The 19,641-nt window shown below is 69.8% G+C and carries 21 protein-coding genes; 11 read left to right on the forward strand and 10 right to left on the reverse strand.

Features of this window, described 5'->3' with window-relative positions; translation table 11 throughout:
• Positions 1-663 (forward strand): lipoyl(octanoyl) transferase LipB, encoded by a 663-nt coding sequence (gene lipB / locus F4X11_18425; GenBank protein MYN66980.1) that lies wholly within the window; start codon positions 1-3, stop codon positions 661-663.
• A gap of 24 nt (positions 664-687) precedes the next feature.
• On the opposite strand, the gene F4X11_18430 is transcribed toward lipB, so the two are convergent.
• Positions 688-1,536: a hypothetical protein gene (locus F4X11_18430; GenBank protein ID MYN66981.1), complete on the reverse strand. Its 849-nt coding sequence runs from the start codon at positions 1,534-1,536 to the stop codon at positions 688-690.
• 65 nt (positions 1,537-1,601) lie between these two features.
• On the opposite strand from F4X11_18430, the gene F4X11_18435 reads away from it, so the two are divergent.
• Positions 1,602-2,375, forward strand: coding sequence for an SDR family oxidoreductase (locus F4X11_18435; GenBank protein ID MYN66982.1), 774 nt, complete (start codon positions 1,602-1,604; stop codon positions 2,373-2,375).
• A gap of 14 nt (positions 2,376-2,389) precedes the next feature.
• Positions 2,390-2,680, forward strand: a complete 291-nt coding sequence (locus tag F4X11_18440) for an FHA domain-containing protein (GenBank protein ID MYN66983.1) — start codon at positions 2,390-2,392, stop codon at positions 2,678-2,680.
• A gap of 44 nt (positions 2,681-2,724) precedes the next feature.
• Here the strand turns inward: F4X11_18440 and F4X11_18445 are convergent, their stop codons facing one another.
• The gene (locus F4X11_18445; GenBank protein MYN66984.1) at positions 2,725-4,410 is read right to left on the reverse strand and encodes an alpha/beta fold hydrolase; all 1,686 of its coding nucleotides are present in this window, start codon (positions 4,408-4,410) and stop codon (positions 2,725-2,727) included.
• 39 nt (positions 4,411-4,449) lie between these two features.
• Between F4X11_18445 and F4X11_18450 the strand changes: the two genes are divergently transcribed.
• On the forward strand, positions 4,450-5,472 hold the full coding sequence (locus F4X11_18450; protein MYN66985.1) for an aminomethyl transferase family protein: 1,023 nt from the start codon (positions 4,450-4,452) through the stop codon (positions 5,470-5,472).
• 15 nt (positions 5,473-5,487) lie between these two features.
• Positions 5,488-6,027, forward strand: a complete 540-nt coding sequence (locus tag F4X11_18455; protein ID MYN66986.1) for a cob(I)yrinic acid a,c-diamide adenosyltransferase — start codon at positions 5,488-5,490, stop codon at positions 6,025-6,027.
• Positions 6,028-6,059: 32 nt separating this feature from the next.
• On the opposite strand, the gene F4X11_18460 is transcribed toward F4X11_18455, so the two are convergent.
• Positions 6,060-6,548, reverse strand: coding sequence for a hypothetical protein (locus tag F4X11_18460; protein ID MYN66987.1), 489 nt, complete (start codon positions 6,546-6,548; stop codon positions 6,060-6,062).
• A gap of 109 nt (positions 6,549-6,657) precedes the next feature.
• Here F4X11_18460 and thiI point away from each other — a divergent pair, with 109 nt between their 5' ends.
• On the forward strand, positions 6,658-7,914 hold the full coding sequence (gene thiI / locus F4X11_18465) for a tRNA 4-thiouridine(8) synthase ThiI (GenBank protein ID MYN66988.1): 1,257 nt from the start codon (positions 6,658-6,660) through the stop codon (positions 7,912-7,914).
• 48 nt (positions 7,915-7,962) lie between these two features.
• Here thiI and F4X11_18470 read toward each other — a convergent pair whose 3' ends face one another.
• Positions 7,963-8,502, reverse strand: a complete 540-nt coding sequence (locus F4X11_18470; protein ID MYN66989.1) for an NUDIX hydrolase — start codon at positions 8,500-8,502, stop codon at positions 7,963-7,965.
• A 23-nt stretch (positions 8,503-8,525) separates the two neighbouring features.
• On the opposite strand from F4X11_18470, the gene def reads away from it, so the two are divergent.
• Positions 8,526-9,059 carry a peptide deformylase gene (def, locus tag F4X11_18475; GenBank protein ID MYN66990.1) on the forward strand — a complete coding sequence of 178 codons (534 nt, stop codon included), beginning with the start codon at positions 8,526-8,528 and terminating at the stop codon, positions 9,057-9,059.
• 80 nt (positions 9,060-9,139) lie between these two features.
• Here the strand turns inward: def and F4X11_18480 are convergent, their stop codons facing one another.
• Entirely contained in the window at positions 9,140-10,762 is a 1,623-nt protein-coding gene (locus tag F4X11_18480) for a thymidylate synthase (protein ID MYN66991.1), read from the reverse strand.
• 61 nt (positions 10,763-10,823) lie between these two features.
• On the opposite strand from F4X11_18480, the gene F4X11_18485 reads away from it, so the two are divergent.
• The 4 genes from F4X11_18485 (at position 10,824) to F4X11_18500 (ending at position 13,273) form a co-directional block, all read left to right on the forward strand.
• Complete coding sequence (locus F4X11_18485) at positions 10,824-11,060, forward strand: hypothetical protein (protein MYN66992.1); 237 nt, start codon at positions 10,824-10,826, stop codon at positions 11,058-11,060.
• 68 nt (positions 11,061-11,128) lie between these two features.
• Positions 11,129-11,557, forward strand: a complete 429-nt coding sequence (locus F4X11_18490) for an acyl-CoA thioesterase (protein MYN66993.1) — start codon at positions 11,129-11,131, stop codon at positions 11,555-11,557.
• Positions 11,554-12,345 (forward strand): MBL fold metallo-hydrolase, encoded by a 792-nt coding sequence (locus F4X11_18495; GenBank protein ID MYN66994.1) that lies wholly within the window; start codon positions 11,554-11,556, stop codon positions 12,343-12,345. Before F4X11_18490 ends, F4X11_18495 begins: the two co-directional genes overlap by 4 nt.
• Before the next feature lie 34 nt (positions 12,346-12,379).
• A complete protein-coding gene (locus F4X11_18500) occupies positions 12,380-13,273 on the forward strand; it encodes a sulfurtransferase (protein MYN66995.1) in 894 nt (297 codons plus the stop codon).
• A gap of 27 nt (positions 13,274-13,300) precedes the next feature.
• On the opposite strand, the gene F4X11_18505 is transcribed toward F4X11_18500, so the two are convergent.
• The 5 genes from F4X11_18505 to F4X11_18525 all read right to left on the reverse strand — a co-directional run bounded on the left by F4X11_18505 (position 13,301) and on the right by F4X11_18525 (position 19,631).
• A complete protein-coding gene (locus tag F4X11_18505) occupies positions 13,301-13,483 on the reverse strand; it encodes a hypothetical protein (protein ID MYN66996.1) in 183 nt (60 codons plus the stop codon).
• A gap of 157 nt (positions 13,484-13,640) precedes the next feature.
• Positions 13,641-17,186 (reverse strand): carboxypeptidase regulatory-like domain-containing protein, encoded by a 3,546-nt coding sequence (locus F4X11_18510; GenBank protein MYN66997.1) that lies wholly within the window; start codon positions 17,184-17,186, stop codon positions 13,641-13,643.
• A gap of 65 nt (positions 17,187-17,251) precedes the next feature.
• Positions 17,252-18,163, reverse strand: a complete 912-nt coding sequence (locus F4X11_18515; protein MYN66998.1) for a tetratricopeptide repeat protein — start codon at positions 18,161-18,163, stop codon at positions 17,252-17,254.
• On the reverse strand, positions 18,163-18,939 hold the full coding sequence (locus tag F4X11_18520) for an HAD family phosphatase (protein ID MYN66999.1): 777 nt from the start codon (positions 18,937-18,939) through the stop codon (positions 18,163-18,165). Before F4X11_18520 ends, F4X11_18515 begins: the two co-directional genes overlap by 1 nt.
• Entirely contained in the window at positions 18,936-19,631 is a 696-nt protein-coding gene (locus F4X11_18525) for a DUF1684 domain-containing protein (GenBank protein ID MYN67000.1), read from the reverse strand. Before F4X11_18525 ends, F4X11_18520 begins: the two co-directional genes overlap by 4 nt.
• Positions 19,632-19,641: the final 10 nt, after the last annotated feature.

A 19,641-nucleotide genomic window follows, 5' to 3' on the forward strand; every position in this document is an offset into this window, starting at 1 on the left:
ATGCGTCCAGCGCGGGCTCTTCACGTTCGGCGGCTCGGGCTCGTACGGTACGCCGCTGCCGTCGAGCTGCAGAGGAAGCTCGTGTCCGAGCGCCAGCGGGACGCGATAGCCGACCAGTTGCTGCTGCTCGAGCACCCGCCCGTGATCACCCGGGGCGTGCGGGCCGGCGCGGACAACGTACTGGCGCCGCCGGACGTGTTGCGCCGGCGCGGCGTCGAGGTCCACGACGCGCGGCGCGGCGGTGACGTGACCTATCACGGACCCGGACAGCTCGTGGGGTACCCGATCCTGTTGCTGAAGCCGGACCGTTGCGACGTGCACCGGTACGTCCGGGATCTCGAGGAGGTTCTCATTCGGGCGGTGGCCGGGTTCGGCGTCCGTGCAACGCGGATCGAGGGCCTCACCGGGGTCTGGGTCGGCAACGACAAGCTGGCCGCGATCGGCGTGCGCCTGTCGCGCTGGGTCACCAGTCACGGATTCGCGCTGAACGTGGCGACCGATCTCGACGATTTCGCGCTGATTCGGCCGTGCGGCCTCGCGGATCGCGGCGTGACCTCGCTTGCCCGGCTTACCGGTACGAAGGTTTCGGACGTCGCCGTCGCCGACCGCGTCGCCCGACGCTTCGCCGAGGTGTTCGACCGCGAAATCGTGGTCGATGATTAGTACTAGTCGGCTCGGTCGACGGCGTCAGCCGGCGCGGGCGGCTTCGAGCCTGCTGCGCTCGCCGGCGTCGAGCGCCGGCTCGACGATGCGCGCCACACCGCCGGCGCCGAGCAGGACCGGCGCGGCCAGCGCCTGCCTGCGCGTCCCGAATTCCCCGTCGACCGCGACGAAACAGGAGGCCTGGCGGCGGCTGCCGGTGACGAGGGACGCCGCGACCCGTCCGGCCGCCGCCGCGAGGGCGTAGGGACCCGGGGGCCACAGCGCCGCCGCTCGCGCGCGCAGGCGCCGGTACCGCGGGGGCGGGAGCAGCGCCTCGAGCGACAGGCCGCCGACCGTCGCCTGGCTCCACGGCACGACGACGTGCTCCGGGGGCGCACCGAGCACGGTGAGGGCTACCTCGGAGGCCTCGCATCCGGCCTCCAGCGCGACGATGGCTCGCAGCGCGCCCCGGAGGGCCTCCGGGGCGGAGCCGAGCAGCCGGCGCCTGTCGAATCCCGCCTCGGATACGCCTCGTTCGACGAGGCCGCGCTGCCCGGCGCCCGCGCAGATGACGATGGCGCCGCGAGCAAAGGCGGCCACTTGGCGCAGCCGATTCAGCCCGGCATCCGCATCCCACGCGGCATCGTGAGTGCCGGCCGGGCCGGCCAGGATCAGCAGGTCCGCTCCTACTGCGGCCGAGGGGTTGCTGTCGGCGGCGATCGCCGTGCCGAACCCCTCGATAGGTCCTGCCTGGCGGATGTCGAGCGCCTTGCCGGCCGCGATGTCTCCGGCGTCGTCGATCAGCCGCACTTCGCGGTAGATGTCGTGCGCGGCCGTCACGCGCGCGACAGAACCGCCGAGCGTTCCGGCGCCGATGATGGCGAGAACCGGCATGTCGGGAGCCTGCGGCAAGAGCCCGCTGCAATTCGAGCCGCGATGCTCGCGGTATTCTAGTGGCGATGACAGTCGACACAGGACCGGCGGCCGAAGAGCGGGATGCCCGTTTCGCGGGCTCGGTGGCCATCGTGACTGGAGGATCGAAGGGGATTGGGCGCGCGGTGGCCGAGAGCCTGCTGCAGCGCGGCGCCGACGTCGTGATATCGGGGCGCTCGGTCCGGTCGCTGGACGAAGCGGCCGCCGGGCTGGCGGCACTCGCCGGGACCGCGGGCGCCGGACGCATCGAAACCGTGGCGGCCGACGTGCGGCGGCCGGCGGACGCGGAGCGGCTGATCGCCGCCGCCGCGGATCGTTTCGGCGGCGTCGATATTCTGGTCAACAACGCCGGCGTCGGTTGTTTCGACTCGGTCGCGGAGCAGTCCGTCGACGATTGGGCGCAGGTGATCGAGACCAACCTGAATGGGGTCTTCTACTGCTGCCGGGCGGCGATCCCGATTCTGCGTAGCCGCGGCGGCGGGTGGATCGTAAACGTGAGCAGCCTGGCGGGCAGCCATCCGTTCGCGAACGGCGCGGCCTACTGCGCGTCCAAGGCGGGCCTCGATGCGTTCACCGCCGCCCTGATGCAGGAGGTGCGGTTCGACGGCATCCGGGTGAGCGCGGTGGCGCCCGGATCCGTAGGGACGGCGTTCGCCGGCAGCGACGATCGGCACGCCGCGGCGCCCTGGAAGCTGACGGCCTCCGACGTCGCGCAGGTAGTCGTCGATCTCGTGAGCCATGACGCGCGAAGCCTGCCGAGCCGGGTCGAGATTCGTCCGTCACAGCCGCGCAAGGGCTGACCGCCGGGAACGCCATGTGGATTCTCCGCGGCACCGTCGACGAAGAGCCAGTGATCATCCGGCTGCCGCCGGGGGCGGCCCGGACGCTGGGCCGGGGAACGAACGCCGACTTCATCGTCGGCGATGCACTCATGTCGCGCGTTCACTGCCGGTTGACGGCTTCGGAACGGCAACTCGTGATAGAGGATCTGCAGAGCACGAACGGCACCTTCGTCAACGACGTGCGCCTCAAGCTCTCCACCCTCGATGACGGCGACCGCGTGCGGGTGGGCCAGGTGGAGTTCAGCGTCAGCCACCGGAGTTGAGAGCGGGTCGGAAGACCGGTCGACGGCCGCCGCCGCGCAGACTCCTATTCCGCGGGGAGCGTCCGCTCGATCCAGTCGATCAGGATCTCGGCGACTCGCGGGCTGATCTCGGGGTTCCCCGGCGACGCGTTCTGTTCTGCGCCGCTCGCCGCCAGCAGCAGGTGGTTCACGCCGTCGAGCGTGGCCAGCTCCACCGTCGATTCCCGCCGTCCCCGCAGGCGCGCGACGTTCTGGAGACGTTGAGCGTGATAGGGCGGGACCAGCCGGTCCAGCGCGCCCTGAATCAGCAGCAGCGGCTGCCGCACGCGGCGCACCTCGTCCGTCGGGTCGAATGCCAGAAAGCTGCGGAACAGCGGCGTATCGGCCTGTCTGCGCATGTCGTCGGGAATGCCGTCCCACCCGCCGTCCCCCAGCACCGCGCGGTGGATGCGCGTCTGCAGCTCGATCCGTTCCTGGCGTTGGTCGCCCGTCGTGCCGGTACGGCGGAGCTCGTCCCGCTGCTGCTCGAGCACGAACGTGGCGCCGGTCGTGCCGGGCGTAGCCACCAGCGCGAGTCCCCTGATGCGGTTCTCGCGGCGCGCGGCCAGCAACCCGATCCAGCCGCCCTCGCCGTAGCCGACGGCAACGATGCGATCGCGGTCGACGTCCTCGCGCCGCTGCAGGTAGCGCACCATCTCGCGGACGTCCTGGGCGTAGTCGATGAGCGCGGCCGATTCGGCGCGGCCGCCGCTCTGCCCGAAGCCCCGCTTGTCGTAGCGGGCGACGACGAATCCCCGGTCCGTCAGCGTCCAGGCGAGCTGCCGGAAGATCGGCACGCCGGAGACGATCTCGTCGCGGTCGACCGGACCGGTGCCCGGCACCAGCAGCACCGCGGGCCAGCGGCCGTCCGCCGGCGGCGTCAGGTCGACCGGCGCGGTCACCGTCGTCGCCAGGGTGAACCCGGCCGCCGGCACGCGCACGCGCTCGCTGCCGGGGTGCGGCGGATCGGTGGTCAGCCGCGCCGAGACCGACGCGATGTCGCGCCGGGCGACCTCCAGCGCCGCGTACGGCAGACTGACCCGCAGCAGGCGGTCGTTCTCGTCGATCCACACCTCTGCGTCGAGCGGCTGGGAGGGGTCGACGAACGTGATGCGATAGGTCCGCGCCTCGATCGTTCGCGCGGCGGTCTCGATATGCTGGATGCCGACTGCATCGACGCGAGCCGAGACGCGGCCGCGCGGCGGGACGTAGATCGGCAGCTCCGCGCCCGGTCGGGCGCCGGCGAGGCGCATGGCCAGCGCCTCGTAGCTGGCGAAGACGGAGTTTGGAAGCAGGACCGAGGCCGGGTCGATCCGCGCCTCGGTGGTGCTCCGCCGGTCGCCCTCCTGCAGGGTGTTCGTCGCGGCGCCGTCCGCGAACGTGCTCTCGAGGCGGAAGGAAATGCCCGCCTGGGAACCTTCGAGCGTGAGCTGCCGGGGGCGCCATTGTGTGTCGTAGGCGGCTTCGAAGACCCGCGTGTCGACCGGTACGGGCGTTGTCAACTGCCCGCTCGACTGCAGGAGCCAGCCGTCCCCGGTGCGTACGACGCGCACGCGTTCGAAGCCGGCCGGCGTCGAGCGAACGAAGATGTTGAAGAGGGCCTCGCCGGCGCCCGCGTCGGGGGGCGGCTGGGTGCGGACGGCGGTTGCCGTCGCGGCCGCCGCGGACAGGCAGAGCGCCAGGCGCAGGCACGTGCGAAGTCGTCGTTGCACGAGAATCAGCATATCATCGACGCGCCCGACGGACCGCCCATGAACATTGCCGACTATCGGATTCTACGGACCCGCGCGGGGTTCATCGCAGCGGAGGACCGCGGCTGGATCGCGGTCGCCGGCCAGGACCGCGCCGACTTCCTGCAGGGGCTGTTGAGCAACGACGTCGTCGCCCTGTCGCCGGGGGCCGGCTGTTACGCGGTCTGTCTGACGCCGCAGGGGCGCATGACCGCGGATATGTACGTTCTTGCCCAGCCCGACCGCCTGTTGCTGGACGTCGACCGCGGCGTGGCGGATCGGCTCCGGGAGCGGTTCGACGATCTCGTCTTCACCGAGGACGTGCGCGTCGCCGATCTGAGCGCCGGCTCGGCGGGGTTCGGCGTGCACGGACCGGCGGCCCGCGAGGTGGCGGAGGCGCTGAGCGGGCCGGCGGCCGGGGCCATGGCGCCATGCGCGCATCGCGCCCTCGAACTCGGCACGGCGGCGGGCTGGGTGGCGCGGACCGACGACCTCGGAATCGAAGGCTACCGCGTCGTCGTGGAACGCCCGGCCGCGGAGGCGTTGCAGCGTGCGCTCGAGGCCGCCGGGGCCGTGGCGGTGGACCGCACCGCCGCCGAAGCCGTGCGGGTGGAATCGGGCCGGCCCGCGTATCCCATCGACATGGACCACGACACGATTCCGCTGGAGGCGGGGATCGCCGACCGCGCCATCAGCTTCGACAAGGGATGCTACGTGGGACAGGAGGTCATCATCCGCATCCTCCACCGCGGCCAGGGTCGCATCGCGCGCCGGCTCGTGGGGTTGACGCTGGGGAGGCGCGACGGCGCGGAACCGGCGCCGCCGCCGCGGGGTGCGGCGATCTTCAGCGGCGGCGCCGACGTGGGGCGCGTGACGAGCGCCGTCCGCTCGCCGGCCCTGGGCGGGGTCATCGCGCTGGGATACCTCCGCCGGGAACTGGCCGACGCCGGCGGGGCGTCCGTCGAGGTCTCGTCGGGTACGGAGCGCGTGCCGGCGACCGTCACGCCGCTGCCGTTCGTACCGCCTGCCGATCGCGCCGTGTGATAATCCCCCGAACGCATGCCTCTCTACACCGGGGTCGGCGACCGCGGCACCACGGCGCTGTTCGACGGGACCACGGTGCCGAAGGACGATGCGCGCGTCGCCGTCTACGGCGACGTCGACGAGCTGAACGCGGTGGTCGGTCTCGCCCGCGCGGCCGGGCTGCCGGACGACCTCGACGAGATGGTCGTCGCGGTGCAGCGCGATCTGTTCGCGATCGGGGCGCGCCTGGCCGACCCGCGGTCGCGCATTGCGGCGCGCGTGACCAAGGCGCAGTTGGGTGCGGACGACGTCCACCGCCTGGAGGCCTGGATCGACCGGGTCGACGGCGCGGTGCCGCCGCTGCGCAGCTTCATCCTGCCGGGCGGCAGTCCGGCCGGGGCGGCGCTGCACCAGGCCCGCGCCGTGTGCCGCCGTGCCGAGCGCCGCATAGTCGGACTCGGCGTGGAAGCGGTGGAGCCCGAGCTGCTGCGCTACGTCAACCGGTTGTCGGATCTGCTGTTCGCCCTCGCCCGCGCGGTCAACCACCGATCCGGGGCGGCCGAGATCGAGTGGTGACGCGGTCCGGTCCGGGTGCGCGGCCCGGGGGTTCAGCCGCGGGCTTCGAGGGTGCGCTTCACCGCGTCGAAGATGTTGCGGGCGAGCTCCTGCGAGATCTGCTCCCGGATGGCGCCGCAGGGGACGATGACGGTGTCGTCCCCGGTTTCGATGGCGACGTCCCACTGGTCGCGCGCGAGCCCCTCCGGCCGCTGCTGGACGAGGTCGCTCGGTATGGCGGTCGAGGCGCGATGATCGGGGCTCGCGGCGACGGCGATCGGGGCGCCGTTGATCAGCACGCGGGCCGCCGTCACGTCCGCTTTCGGAATCGTCCGGTCGCCGTGGTGAAACGCCTCCGCGTCCTCGGCGAAGAAGACGAGGCCCGTTTCCGACGGAATCTCGGCCAGTATCGTCCGCCCGTGCGCCTCGATGGATGCGCGTTCGCCGCGCCGCTTGCGCCGGTCGCGGGTCAGCGCCGTCGCCATCCGCAGGGCGAGGAAGAGGAGGAGCATCGCGACCACGGCCCACAGCACGTCGCGCATGCAACCATGGTAACGCCTGCCGGCGAAGCGTGATCCCGGGGGCGGGCGGCTGGCTCGCGAGCGGGCCGCCGGATACGATCGGGGGGGCGGTCGGCGCCGGAGACGGGAGATGGAGTCGGTCATCGTTCACTACCAGGAGATCGCGCTCAAGGGGCGGAACCGACCCTGGTTCATAGACCGGCTCGCGAGCAGCCTGCGCGACGCGACGGCCGATCTCGACGTGACCCATGTGCGCCCGCTCATGGGACGCATCGAGATGGGACTGGGGCCGGCGGCCGACTGGCCGGCGGTCCGCGAGCGGCTCGGCCGGGTCTTCGGCGTGGCGAACTTCGCCCGTTCCCGGAACGCGGGACGAGAGGTCGACGAGATCGCCGGCGCCATTCTCCGGCACCTGGACGAGCCCGGCGCCGGCGCCCCGGAACGGGTGACAAGCTTCCGGGTCCGGGCCACGCGCGCGGACAAGACCTACCCGCTGACTTCGCCGCAGATCGAACGCGAGGTAGGGGGGCGGATCAAGGCGGCGCGGGGCTGGCGCGTCGACCTGGAATCCCCGGACCTTCCCATCAGCGTCGAGATTCTGCCCGACCGCGTGTTCTACGCGCTGGGCAAGGAACCCGGCCGGGGTGGACTGCCGACCGGCACCAGCGGCGCCGTGCTCTGCCTGCTGTCCGGCGGAATCGACTCGCCGGTGGCCGCCTACCGCCTGATGAAGCGGGGCTGCCGGGTGCGGTTCGTGCATTTCCACGCGTACCCGATCCTGTCGCGGGCGTCGCTCGACAAGACGCAGGAGATAGCCGACCTGCTGACGCGCCACCAGTTGCGCTCGCGGCTGTACGCCGTGCGCTTCGGGGAGATCCAGCAGACCATCGTGCTCTCGGCCCCGCCCCCGCTGCGGGTCGTGCTCTACCGGCGGATGATGATGCGGATCGCCGAGCGGATCGCCGGTGTCTGCGGCGCTAAGGCGCTCGTCACGGGGGAGTCGGTGGGGCAGGTGGCGTCGCAGACCATCGAGAACCTGGCCGTGATCAACGACGTCGTCACGCTGCCGGTGCTGCGTCCGCTGATCGGCTCCGACAAGGAGGAGATCACGCAGGAGGCGCGGCGCCTTGGGACGTATCCGATCTCCATCATCCCCGACCAGGACTGCTGCACCCTGTTCGTGCCCCGCCGGCCGGCGACCCGGGCCCGGCTGGAGGACGTCGAGCGCGCGGAGCGGGGTCTGCAGGTGGCCGAGCTGGTCGACAGGGCGGTGGCGGAGGTCGAGCGGCAGGACTTCCTGTTTCCGGCCCCGGCCCCGGCTGCGGCCGCAGGGTTGGCCGCGGGCGGCGGCGCGGACACCGCGGCGGCGCCGGCCCGGCCGGGGTGAACCGCGTCGCGCCACGTGCGCCGGCCGCCGCGCGCCCCCGGTCGGGTTTCAGACCAGATCGGCGTGGAGCAGCCCCCGCCGGTGGTCGCGCAGCGCATCGCGGGTGCTCCGGAAGGCGAGATCGTCCCACGGAACGGTGTCCAGCGCGAACCACGCGGCCTCCAGCGACTCGTCGGCCGCGTCGAGCGTTCCGCCCACCACGGATGCCTTGTAGACGATGACGATCGGCACCGCCCCCGCGTACGCGTAAATGTTGATGAGTCCGTCGAGCCGGATGTCGAGGCAAGCCTCCTCGCGCGCCTCGCGAACGGCGGCAACGGTCGGCACCTCACCGCGGTCGACGTAGCCGCCGGGAAAGACCCACTTGCCGTAGCCCGGCTCTATCGACCGCCGCACCAGCGCGATACGGCCTTTGTCGTCGGTGATCACGGTCCCCACCGCCACCTTCGGGTCCAGATAGACGACGTGCCCGCACTGGGTGCAGACGGGCCGTTCCGGCTCGCCCGCCTTGATCCGCTTCGGCGCGAGGGGACCGCCGCAGGACGGGCAGAACCTGAGCGCGGGGTCGTGGACGTGCGAGTCGCTCACGGGGCGAAATATAATGCGAATCGATGTCCATCCTGAAAGTGGCGCGCATGGGCCACCCGGTCCTCCGCCGGCCCACGCCGCCGCTCGACCCGGCCGACCTCGGCTCCCGGGCCGTCCAGCAACTCATCGACGACATGTTCGAGACGATGAACGAGTACGCCGGCATCGGCCTGGCCGCTCCGCAGGTGCACCAGAGCCTGCGGCTGTTCGTGGCGGGCGTGGACGACCCGGACGGCGGCCTGCCGCCGGTGGTGATGATCAACCCGGAGATCGAGCCCCTCGGCATGGCCGAGGAAGAGGACTGGGAGGGCTGCCTGAGCATCCCGGACATCCGGGGCCGCGTGCCGCGCTCGGTGGAGATCCGGGTCCGGTGCCTCGATCGTCACGGCGCGCCGCAGCGCATCACCGCCAACGGCTTCGCCGCCCGCGTGATCCAGCACGAGACCGACCACCTCGACGGCGTGCTGTTTCTCGACCGGATGGGTTCGTTCGAGAGCCTGACCTTTCTCACCGAGTACGACCGCTACTGGCACAAGGACGGCGAATCCGGCGGGTAGCATAGCATCGCGCGCGGCCGACGAAGCGTCTTGCGGGGCTTGGTGCCGTCCGCGCCCGCGCCTGCGGCGAGATGGAGCTGTCAGGGCGCGTGTTCTTGTGCCGCCCGCTTCCTGTCGAGGGCGCGCTCGGAAGCGAGCCGCTCGAGTTCGACGCTCGAGGGATTCGCGAAAGTCATCGCGTCGGCGATGGCGCCGTGCCCCGCCTCGACGTCGATGGACTTCCACATCTCTCGACAGATGCGCCGGTACGATGGGTGTCCCTGTGGTGAGGTTCTGAGCTCGATGACGTGCATCGCCTCCCGTGCGTTCATGCGCATGTAGAAGCGGATGCGGAACGCCATCGACACGGCGTACTGTGCGACGGTGGACGAGTACTTCCGCGCCAGACGTTCGTAAAGCGCCGCGGAGTCGTCCATCACACGCTTCCAGTCGCCGAGCGCACCCACTTCCGTGACTGCTTCAGGAGGCGGCGCATAACCGTGCTGCGTCGTCAACTCCTGCCAGTCGAGAGTCAGCATCCGGTGGCGTTGCAGATCCCTGAACGCCCCGTAGTCCGAGATCACGTCGAACGTGTAGGTGGCGTGTTCGAAGGCCCGGCCGGGGCGGTGCCGGCGGTTCTTCCGCTCACCGACGTAGGTTCTCAGTACGCGGGCGCGATCCGCCGCTGTCATCGAGCCTGCGACGGCAAGAAGTCGGTCAAGAGGAAGCTGGGTCGCAGGGTACAGTGCAGCAGCCACCACCTTGACCTCGCCCTCCGGATCGAAATCGCTCAGAACAACCTGGGGGCGTGCCTTTCGGTCGGCCTGTCCCGCCATGCTGTCGGACAAAATTCGGGTTTCGCGAGCACGGTCACGCAGGTATTCGGTCCATGCGCCACCCCGATCAGGTAGATCAATGCGCTCCAGGAACTCGGGGAGGACCTTTCTGAGCTCGGGGAGCATCAGGTCGGCCACCTCACGCGTCTCGGACAGCGGATGGGCGCGCATCCTGAGCAGGAGTGCCTCGTACGCCTGGCCGGAACCGTAGATGCCGACGTTCGACCGCGTGGCGGCCGGCAGAAGACCACGCAGCGTATCGAGCGCCTTGGCGCGGATGACGGCCCGGTAGACGGCCTCGGAGTCCTTCGCAGTGCGTGGGTGCCGAATGCTGTAGTGCCGCTGCATCGGATCGATCCAGCGCGCATACGTTTCGAATGCTCGGTCCAGCGTCTCTTCGAACGCCCGGCGGTCCGAGTCGTCCTCGAGCTCCGACGGGACGACGTACTTCCAGCGACCGCCGGGCCGATCCGTGTACGGCACGTAACGCGTGGATTGCTCGAGGTAGGACATCAGCCGGCCGCGCTCGAGCACCTTCGTAAGGAGGTTGGAGACACCCTCGCAGGCGATGTGCGCGCCGCCGAGCTGCGCCACCGAGTCGTCGCCGTACTGAACGAACACCCGGTGGTACAGGCTCTCGGCGCGGCTCTTGCCGGGACCGGGCACTGTCCCGCCGGCACCGGGCTCGACACTGTCGAGGAACTCGTCGAGAAAGAGCCGGCGCGCCGACTTCGGTGACCGCGAATAGCGCGCGAAGAGGGCTCCCTTGACCGCTTCCGGCAGGTTGGTCAGGACGAAGACCGGCTTGTCGCAGTTGCCGAAGTACGGTGCTAGAGCGGCGGTCTCCTCGCGCGTAAACGTCTCAGGGGTCGAAAGCGTCGAGAGCACGCGCTAGGATACACAGTCTGCCGGCAGGTCATCCTCTGGCGGATACCGATCGGACTGGACCATGAGGATCACGATCTCCTTGCCGGACCACTTGGCACAACTTGCGAAACGCGAAGCGCGCCGGCAGGGCATCAGTCTCTCGGCGGTCATTCAGCGTTCGCTGGAGATGAATCTGCGCAGGCCGTTGGGTGCAAGACTCCCGTGGCAGGGAATCGTCAGCGATGGCGGCAGAGCCGCACGCAACGTGGACGCGATGCTGGCCGACGCATGGCCGGACCGCATTGCCGTTGATCGTTGAACAACTCCCGTGTCCGCGAAATCAACGTGCGGATCCGGCACGTTCGCGAGCACGCGGTATGATACGCCGTGACTTCGGCCTTCACCCATCGTATCGAGGTGCGCTTCCGCGACTGCGACGCGATGGGGCACGTCAACAACGCGGTCTACTTCACCTACTTCGAGCAGGCGCGCGCCGTGATGGCGGAGACGCTGGGCCTGCGCCGCGAGTTGTCCCAGGCCGGGCTGGGCGTCATCCTGGCCCATACGTCCTGCGACTACAAGGCGCAGGTGGTGTTCGGCGACCAGGTCGAGGTGGGCGTTCGCGTGGTGACGCTCGGCCGCAGCAGCTTCACGTCCGAGTTCGAGGCGCGCCGCGTGCGGGACGACGCGGTCGTGGCCGTCGGCAGGTCCGTGCAGGCTGTGTTCGACTACGATGCCGACCGGACCACTCCCATCCCGGACGGTCTCCGCGCAAAGCTCGAGGCGCTGATGACCGGCCCGGTTGCGGCCTCGTGAGAGTCACGCTGATCGAGGGGTTCAACCCGGGCCCCTATACCGGGGCCGGCAACAACACCTATCTGCTCTCGGGCCTTGAACCTACCCTGATCGACGCCGCTACCGGGCAGACCCGCCATCTGGCTGCGCTCGACGAGGCGCTCGGGGGGTCCGCGCTCTCGCGCGTGCTCGTGACCCACGCGCACCCGGACCACGCGTCCGGCGCGCCGCATCTCGCGTCCCGCTGGACCGGCGCGGGGTTCTTCAAGCTGCCCTGGCCGGAGCGCGACGGCGAGTACCGGGTCGACTGGCGGCCGCTGGTCGACGGCGATGTCGTGCACGCCGGGGACGGCGCCTTGCGGGTGCTGCACACGCCGGGCCACGCGCCGGATCACGTCTGCTTCCTCGACGAGGCGGACGACACGCTCTTCTGCGGCGACCTGCTGATTCAGGGCGGCACGGTGGTGGTGCCCGGCAGCTACGGCGGCAACCTGACGGACTACCTGGCGTCGCTGGCGCGCGTGCGCGAGTTGCGGCCGGCCCGCGTGCTGCCGGCGCACGGACCCGAGATCGACGATGTGACGGCGCTCATCGACGAGTACGTCGCCCACCGGCGCCGGCGTGACGAGCAGATCCTGTCGGCGCTGCGCGAGGGTCACACCACGCACGCGGCCGTCGTCCGGGTGGTCTATCCGGATCTGGCAACGGAGCTTCTGGGGGCGGCGGGGGAGAGCGTGCTTGCGCATCTGCTGAAGCTGGAAGCGGACGGCGCCGTCCGACGGCACGACGCGACGTGGGAGGCGGTCTGAGGGCCGGAGCGAGTACCGCGATAGGGAGATTCGCATGGAGAACCCGAAGGGCTATGCCAACCCGGAGTTGCTGATGACCCCGCGGGAGCTGGCCGGCCGAATGCACATCGTCACGGCGGACGGCGTGTGGTCGGAGACACCGGAACACGGGCAGGACGCGGTCCGGGGTCCGGTTCCCGTCCTGCTGGACCTGCGCCCCGCCGAGCAGTTCTCGTCCGGTCACATCCCCGGCGCCGCGCACCTGGATCTCTTCGGCCTGAGCCTCGTCGACACCGATCCGGCGCCGCTCGCGGCGTTCCTGTGGATCATCGCGCACCTGCTCACCGCGCGGGGCGTCGACGCCGGCCGCCCGGTCGTCGTCTACGACGATCAGTCGGGAATCCGCGCCGCCCGCGCCTTCTGGTTTCTCGAGTTCTTCGGCCACCCGGACGCGCGGCTCCTCGACGGCGGCTTCGGGGCCTGGGAACGGAAGCGGCTTCCCGTGACCCGGGACGCGGAAGCGCCTGCGCGCGGGACCTGGGAAGTCGGGCGGGACGATGCGCGTCTCGCCACCTGGCGAGAGGTCAGCGAACGCCTGGAGCGCCGGGACGTGGCGATTCTCGATACCCGCAGCGACGAGGAGTACTGCGGCACGCTGGTGCGCGCCCGGCGCGGGGGCGCCATCCCGGGCGCCGTTCACGTCGAGTGGACACGCAACCTGGACGAGGCGGGCGCCTTCAAGCCGGCCGCCGAGCTGCGGGCGATGTACGAGGCCGCCGGCGTCACTCCCGACAAGGAGGTCGTCTCCTACTGCCAGGGCGGCTACCGCGCCGCGCACGGCTACTTCGCGCTGCGGCTGCTGGGCTACCCGCGGGTCCGGAACTACCTCGGGTCGTGGAAGGAGTGGGGCGACCGCGAGGACCTGCCGATAGAGACGCCGGCGCGCTGACACCCGTTCAGCGCCGAAACGGTACCGTCAGTCACTGCCGGAGGCCGGGAGCTTCCGGCCCATCACGACGGTTACCACCATGTGCAGCGTTGCCTCGAGAGCGTCGACCCGGCCGGTCAGACGGTCCACCTTGCTGTTGACCACCAACACGCCGACCGCGCTGACGAAGGAGAGCAGGGCCGTGAGGACCTCGAGCACCGTGGCATCCATGTCTTCCATCATAGCCCGGTCCGCACGGACAGCGGACCCGGGCCGGAATTCCACCGCAACGGGGCGGGACTCGAAGCCCCGCCCCGTCGTTGCGAGTCGCATGGATCCCGGCCCTCCTACCAGCGGTAGCGAGCCGCTACCCAGCGGTAGCGAGCCGCTACCAGAGGTAGCGGGCCGAGAAGACCATCGTGCGCGGCGGACGGGCCGAGATCACCTGCCCGAACCGCTCGTCCACCTGGTTGCCGGCCTCGTCGAACTGCGCGTTGAGGTCGACGTTGCGGAACTGCACCTGGTTGAACACGTTGTAGATCTCCCAGCCGAGCTCGAAGAACCGCCCGTCGCCGATCGGCATCCGCTTGCCGAGGCGGAGGCCGGTGTCGTAGAAGCCGGGCAGCCGCAGGTCGTCCTTGCGCACGTTGCCCACTTCGCCCAGCCCGGGGCGGCTGAAGCAGTCGGTGTTGAACCAGCGGTCGATCGTGCCGCCGCCCGCCGACAGGTCGCAGCTCCGATCGATGTTGGCCGGCACCACCAGGTCGATGCTCGCCAGTCCGTCCGGGTTCGTGGACCGGCGCATCAGGTCGCCGCCGCCCAGGATGTCCTGGTTGTCGGTGGTGCTGAAGGCGACCATGGCCGGCGCGCCGCTCACCATCTGCGTGATGCCGGAGAGCACCCAGTCGTCCAGCAGGAAGCCGGCCGCTCCGCCGGGATCGGGCAGGTCCCAGGTGTAGTTGATCGTCAGCAGATGGGTCCGGTCGAAGTCCGACAGGCCCCAGGACCAGGTGTCGCGGTTCTCGTACTTCGGCACGCGCGAGCGGGCGCCGTAGAGGATGTCCGCCGACGTGTGGTCCTTCGACTGCGACAGCGTGTACGAGACCGAGAACTCCAGGCCGCCCGTGAAGCGGCGGTTGACCTGCGTCTGCAACGCGTTGTACTGCGACCGCCCGGCGTTCTCCGTCATGATGATGCTGGCGTAGCCGGGGTAGGGGCGGAAGAAGTTGTCGGGTAGCGGGAGGCCGGTCGTCGGGTCCTGGTTCTCGGGCAGGAACCGGGCGCCGCGCTCGATGGTGTTCTCGTCCCAGAGCTGCGGGAGGTTGGTGGCGCGCGTCCCGACGTAGGCGATGTCGAGCACCGTCTGCCAGCCGATCTCGGTCTGCACGCCGGCCGTGTAGCTGTAGAGCGTCGGCGCCCGATGATCGGTCACCACGCCATACACCGTGCCCGTCGGATAGACGATGCCGCCGGTGCCGGCGAGCACGCCCTGCCGGATCGTCTCCCAGTTGTACATCGTGTTGTACCAGACCTGCGGCGTCGCGACGAGCGGCGGGTTGAGCGCCTGCCGCCAACTGAGCGCGCCCGCCTGCTGCGTGTTGTGGAAGACGCCGAAATTCGCCCGCAGCGCCGTCCGGCCGTTGCCGAACAGGTCGTAGGCGAAGCCGATCCGCGGCTCGAGCAGGATTGTCGGCAGGTTCTGGAACGGGGCCGGCACCTGCGGATCGTCGTGGCGCACCATGCCGTTGTCGCTGGGCGATCCGGGCACGAGCGCGCCGATGACCACCTCGGGCCGGATGTCGGTCGGGTCGTTGGGATTCATCGCCATCCGGACGCCGTCGACCATGGTGGGCATGTAGAGTTGCGCGGCGTTCATGTGGTCGAAGCGCGACGGCAGGAACGAGGCCGAGGGGTTCGCCTGCTCGAACACCGTGTACTTGCTGAAGCGCATGCCGATGTCCAGCGTCAGGCGGTCGACCGGCTGCCACTTGTCCTGCACGAAGACGTTGCCGATCCACTGGCTGGCGAGCTGGCCCAGCCGGGCGGTGTTCTCCTGGTACGACCGGAACGCGCCGATCAGGGCGTTCGCGTACGGGTGGCCGGTGCCGAACGGGTTCGCCGGATCGCGGTTGAAGTCGTAGCGCCCCGCGAGCGCGCTGGCGCCCTTCCCCTCGATGTTGGTCAGGTGCTCGACGTAGGCGCCGACCTTGAAGTTGTGGCGTCCCGAGGTCCACGACAGCCCGTTGTAGAAGTTGAACAGGTCGTCGTTGCCGTAGTTGATGAAGCGCGAGTCCCAGCTCGGGTTCGCCGGGTTCGGAATCGGCGCCCCGAACGACATCGCCGGAATGATCCCGTACAGATTGTTGGTCGGATACCACTGCGCGAGCGTGTACGGCACGACGCCCCGCGTGTTGGAGCCGTCGCCCCCGTTGTCGCGGCCGTCGTCGCCGGGGAAGGCGGTGTCGGAATCGATGCGCCGGTTCCGGTTGATGTCGAACGAGCTGGCCCACGGGTTGTGCTCGGACGAGTGGCGCCAGCCGAAGTTGAATTCGTTCACCATGTTGTCGCCGATGACGCGCGTGTAGTTGGTGGCGACGGCGAAGTCGTTGTAGGTGAACGTCCGCTCCAGCATCTCCCAGCCGCCGCGCCAGGAGCTGGTCGGCTGCAGCCAGTGCGAGAAGCGCGCGTAGATCGAGTCGCTCGTGGTCGGCCGGACGTCGACCCGGGTGACGTTGTTGATCCGCGGGGCCCGCTGCTGGCCCTGGAACTGGTAGTTGTAGTTCGACTGTCCCTCGACGTTCGGGTCCGGATACCAGTTCAGCAGCGCCTGCCCGTGCGGGTTGATCCGGTCCGCCGGGACGACGTTGCCCGGGAACGGCATGCCGGTCAGCGGATCGACTACCGGGATCAGGTTCCCCGACTGATCGAAGCTGCGCGAGAAGTCGCCCATCCGCTCCGCCAGGCTCGGCACCGTGAGCTGGGCGAGGTTCTGCGGCGTCCTGACCCCCCACTGCTCGTAGCTGTAGAAGAAGAACACCTTGTCCTGCACGATGGGGCCGCCGGCGTTGGCGCCGAGCGTCCAGTAGCGGTACTCCGGCTTCGGGATGCCGGCCTGCTTGTCGAAGTAGTCCTCGCTCCGGAACTGCTCGCTGCGGCCGTAGGTGTAGGCCGTGCCGGAAAACTCGTTGGTTCCCGCCTTGGTGACGAGGTTGATCTGCGCGCCGCCGTTGCGGCCGGTGTCGGCGGTGAAGTTGGTGAGCTGCACGTTCACTTCCCCGACCGCGTCCGGGTTCATCGAGTGGCTGGAGACCTCCGGCAGGCCGATGTCGTTGCCGGGGATCCCGTCGATGGTGACGGTGCTCCAGCCCTGGCGCGTGCCGCCGACGTTGGGCAGCCACGAGCCGATGACGATCTCGCCGATCGCGTCCGGGTCGGGCTGGTAGCCGACGCCCGGCAGGATCCGCAGCATCGACGTGACGTCGCGCCCGCGGACCGTTATCGCGTCGATCGTCTCCTCGGTGATCAGCGCCGAGCGGTCCGAGCTGATCGTCTCGACGATCCGCTGCGCGGTGACCTGGACGGTCTCTTCCAGGGCGGCGATCGAGAGCTCCACCGTGCCGACGTTGTACTGCTGGTTGGTCGACAACTGGGCGCCGGTCAGCTCGTAGGCTCCGAAGCCGGGCAGCTCGACGCGGACCGTGTACGGCCCGGGCTGGACCGCGGCGAAGTTGAAGACGCCGACCTCGTTCGTGACGGTGTTTCTCAGCGCGCCGGTCTCTTCCTGCAGCAGGGTGACCGTCGCGCCCGGCAGGACCAGGCCGCTGTCGTCGACGACGTTGCCGGAGAACCCGCCGGTGGTGGTCTGCGCATTCGCGTTCGACGCAAGACCGAGGACAAGCAGAGTGACGAGAGTGAGCTTCCACGTGTGTCTCATAGGGGTGTCTCCTCATCACGAACGGAGTTCCCGCCGCACGGACGCTCGATCGCCGTCTTCCTCGACTAGTTCAGGTTCGCGACGCGCCTCCGCAGTGCCTTCACGTGCTCCCAGATCTCCTTGTGCTCGTCGTTGTCGCTCGAGTCGTCCTCGCTTCTCTCGCTGCCTCCGACCCTCCCGCGCGAGGAGAACCGCAGGTACGCCTCCAGGTCCCGCAGCGCGGCGGGGTAGTCGTTCAGGTGGTAGGCCAGCAGGCCGCGGTCGCGCAGCTCCGTCGTGGCCGAAGGGTCGAGGGCCAGCAGCAGCTCGGTGATCGCGTGCGCTTGCGGGAACGAGCGCATGCGGACGTAGATGCGCTTCAGGTTGACCAGCATGCGGACGATGATCTCCGGCTTGGTGGCTCGCATCAGCATCCGGCGGTCGAACGCGACCTCGTCGCCCGCGTGGGACCGCAGCAACTTGCTGCAGTCGAGTTCGGAGAGGATGGCGCCGCCGTGGAAGGGATCCACGATGACCTGGTCCTCCTCGAGCGGGGCGTCCGCGCCGCCCGGCTGTACGCGGAGCAGAAAGTGACCGGGAAAGTTCACGCCGTCGGTTTGCAGGCCGGCCCGCCGGGACACCTCGATGTAGACGAGAGCCAGGGTGATCGGGATGCCGGTGCGGCGATCGATGACGTTGTTGAGGAAGCTGTTCCGCGGGTCGTCGTAGTGCTTGCGGTTACCGGCGAACCCCTGCTCCTTGAACAGATAGGAACTGATTCCCGCGATGCGCCGCAGCAGGTCGGCGTCCTCGCCCAGGGCCGCGATGCGGTCCGCCGCCGCGGCGCCCATCCGGTCGAGCGCCCGCAGGTAGCGCGACGCGTCAAGCTGCGGGTACTCGATGCGGGCGATGGCCAGAGCGGCCGGCGCCAGATCGGGAGACGGAGCCTTGGCGACTTCGGTGAAGCGTCGGATGAAGTCCGCGGAGACCACGCTCATCACCTGTCTCCATTCTGCACCGGTCGAGCGTGTACGTCGACCCCGCTCCGCCGGCACAGCGCGGCCAGCGCGCGATGGTCCACGTCGGCGAGGCTGGAAACGATGGCGGTTGCGCCGGTCAGCGCGGCGGCTTCGTAGGTCGTAGTGACCCCGACGCACGGGAGTCCTGCGGCGACGGCGGCCTCGATGCCCCAGCGGGAGTCCTCGATGGCGACGAAGCCGGAGGGCGACGGGGAGCGGCCGAGCTCGGCGCTCAACAGCTCCACCGCTCGCACATAGCCGTCCGGGGCAGGCTTGGCGCGCTCGACGTCGTCGGCCGCGACGATGGCCGAGAAGTGCCGGCGGAGTCCGGCGCCCTGCAGAATGTCCTCGATCTCCTGATGGAGTGCGCCCGAGGCGATTCCGAGGACGAGTTCTCCGGCGAGCCGCTCGATGCACGCGGGCGCGTCCGGAAACACGACGTCGCCAGCGCCGACCAGCTCTTCGTAACGCCGTCCCTTGGCTTCGATCAACCGCTCCAGATCGCCTCCGTCGAAGGCCAACCCCTGGTCGGCCGCGACCGTCGTGAACACGCCGACGTCGTCGAATCCGAGGTAGCGGGCCTCGTAGTCCTCCCTGGAGAGGGTCATTCCCCGGTTGCGCAGAACGTCCCGATACGCTCGCAGGTGCAGGCGCTCGGTGTCCGCGATGACGCCGTCGAAGTCGAAGACGACGCCGACCAGGGGACCGCCGGCGACCATCCGGGCGTCGGGATGCCGGACGTCGGGCGGGCTCATGGCCCGGGCGCTTCGACGGGCTCGACCGGAACGAAGATCGGCAGCCGGCGTTCGTCTTCGGGCGGCAGCTTCTCGCCGGCGTGAATCGGTCTCGGGAGGCGGTTCTCCGGCGGAGGAAACGGGCAGTCGTACTGCTCGTCGAAGTAGCAGGTGGGGTGGTAGGCGCGGTTGAAATCGAGGTCGTAGACGCCGGTGGAGCTGAACGGCAGGTCGATGTAGCGTCCGGCCGGATAGGTCTCGCTGCGGCTCGTTTCGTCGCGGAACGGCACGAACAGGCCCTCCTCTTCGGACAGCAGCGCCGTCAGCCTGTGGGATTCGCCGTGAAGCACGAACTCCAGGTGGCCGATGCGCTGCATGCGCCGGAACTGCCCGGTCGACGTGGGGACGTCGTAGATGGGCTGATCGTCGGCGATGTCGAGCTGGGCGGGCACGCGGTACGACGGATCCGGATCGTAGTAGCGCAGCGGCACCATCCACGAGCGTCGATCCAGCGGCACGAAGGACTCGGGGTCGCTCTTGAGGAACTCGTCCTTGTAGGCGCGGGCTTCGAGAAGCAGCTCCAGGTAGCTGTGCTCATCCGGTTCCGGCGGCCCGCAGCCCGCCGCCAGCAGGAGGGCGCCGGCCGCGACGGCAATGACGAGTCGCCGTCCTCCGTCGCCCGCCGCGTCCCAATTGCTGCTTCTTCTGGTCACGAACTCTCAA

The sequence above is a fragment of the Acidobacteriota bacterium genome (assembly GCA_009861545.1).
Taxonomy (GTDB): Bacteria; Acidobacteriota; Vicinamibacteria; order Vicinamibacterales; family UBA8438; genus WTFV01.

Coding starts and splice junctions, on each gene's coding strand:
- lipB (MYN66980.1), top strand. CDS start 1: ATGCGTCCAGCGCGGGCTCTTCACGTTCGGCGGCTCGGGCTCGTACGG.
- F4X11_18430 (MYN66981.1), bottom strand. CDS start 1,536: ATGCCGGTTCTCGCCATCATCGGCGCCGGAACGCTCGGCGGTTCTGTC.
- F4X11_18435 (MYN66982.1), top strand. CDS start 1,602: ATGACAGTCGACACAGGACCGGCGGCCGAAGAGCGGGATGCCCGTTTC.
- F4X11_18440 (MYN66983.1), top strand. CDS start 2,390: ATGTGGATTCTCCGCGGCACCGTCGACGAAGAGCCAGTGATCATCCGG.
- F4X11_18450 (MYN66985.1), top strand. CDS start 4,450: ATGAACATTGCCGACTATCGGATTCTACGGACCCGCGCGGGGTTCATC.
- F4X11_18455 (MYN66986.1), top strand. CDS start 5,488: ATGCCTCTCTACACCGGGGTCGGCGACCGCGGCACCACGGCGCTGTTC.
- F4X11_18460 (MYN66987.1), bottom strand. CDS start 6,548: ATGCGCGACGTGCTGTGGGCCGTGGTCGCGATGCTCCTCCTCTTCCTC.
- thiI (MYN66988.1), top strand. CDS start 6,658: ATGGAGTCGGTCATCGTTCACTACCAGGAGATCGCGCTCAAGGGGCGG.
- def (MYN66990.1), top strand. CDS start 8,526: ATGTCCATCCTGAAAGTGGCGCGCATGGGCCACCCGGTCCTCCGCCGG.
- F4X11_18485 (MYN66992.1), top strand. CDS start 10,824: ATGAGGATCACGATCTCCTTGCCGGACCACTTGGCACAACTTGCGAAA.
- F4X11_18500 (MYN66995.1), top strand. CDS start 12,380: ATGGAGAACCCGAAGGGCTATGCCAACCCGGAGTTGCTGATGACCCCG.
- F4X11_18505 (MYN66996.1), bottom strand. CDS start 13,483: ATGGATGCCACGGTGCTCGAGGTCCTCACGGCCCTGCTCTCCTTCGTC.
- F4X11_18510 (MYN66997.1), bottom strand. CDS start 17,186: ATGAGACACACGTGGAAGCTCACTCTCGTCACTCTGCTTGTCCTCGGT.
- F4X11_18515 (MYN66998.1), bottom strand. CDS start 18,163: ATGAGCGTGGTCTCCGCGGACTTCATCCGACGCTTCACCGAAGTCGCC.
- F4X11_18520 (MYN66999.1), bottom strand. CDS start 18,939: ATGAGCCCGCCCGACGTCCGGCATCCCGACGCCCGGATGGTCGCCGGC.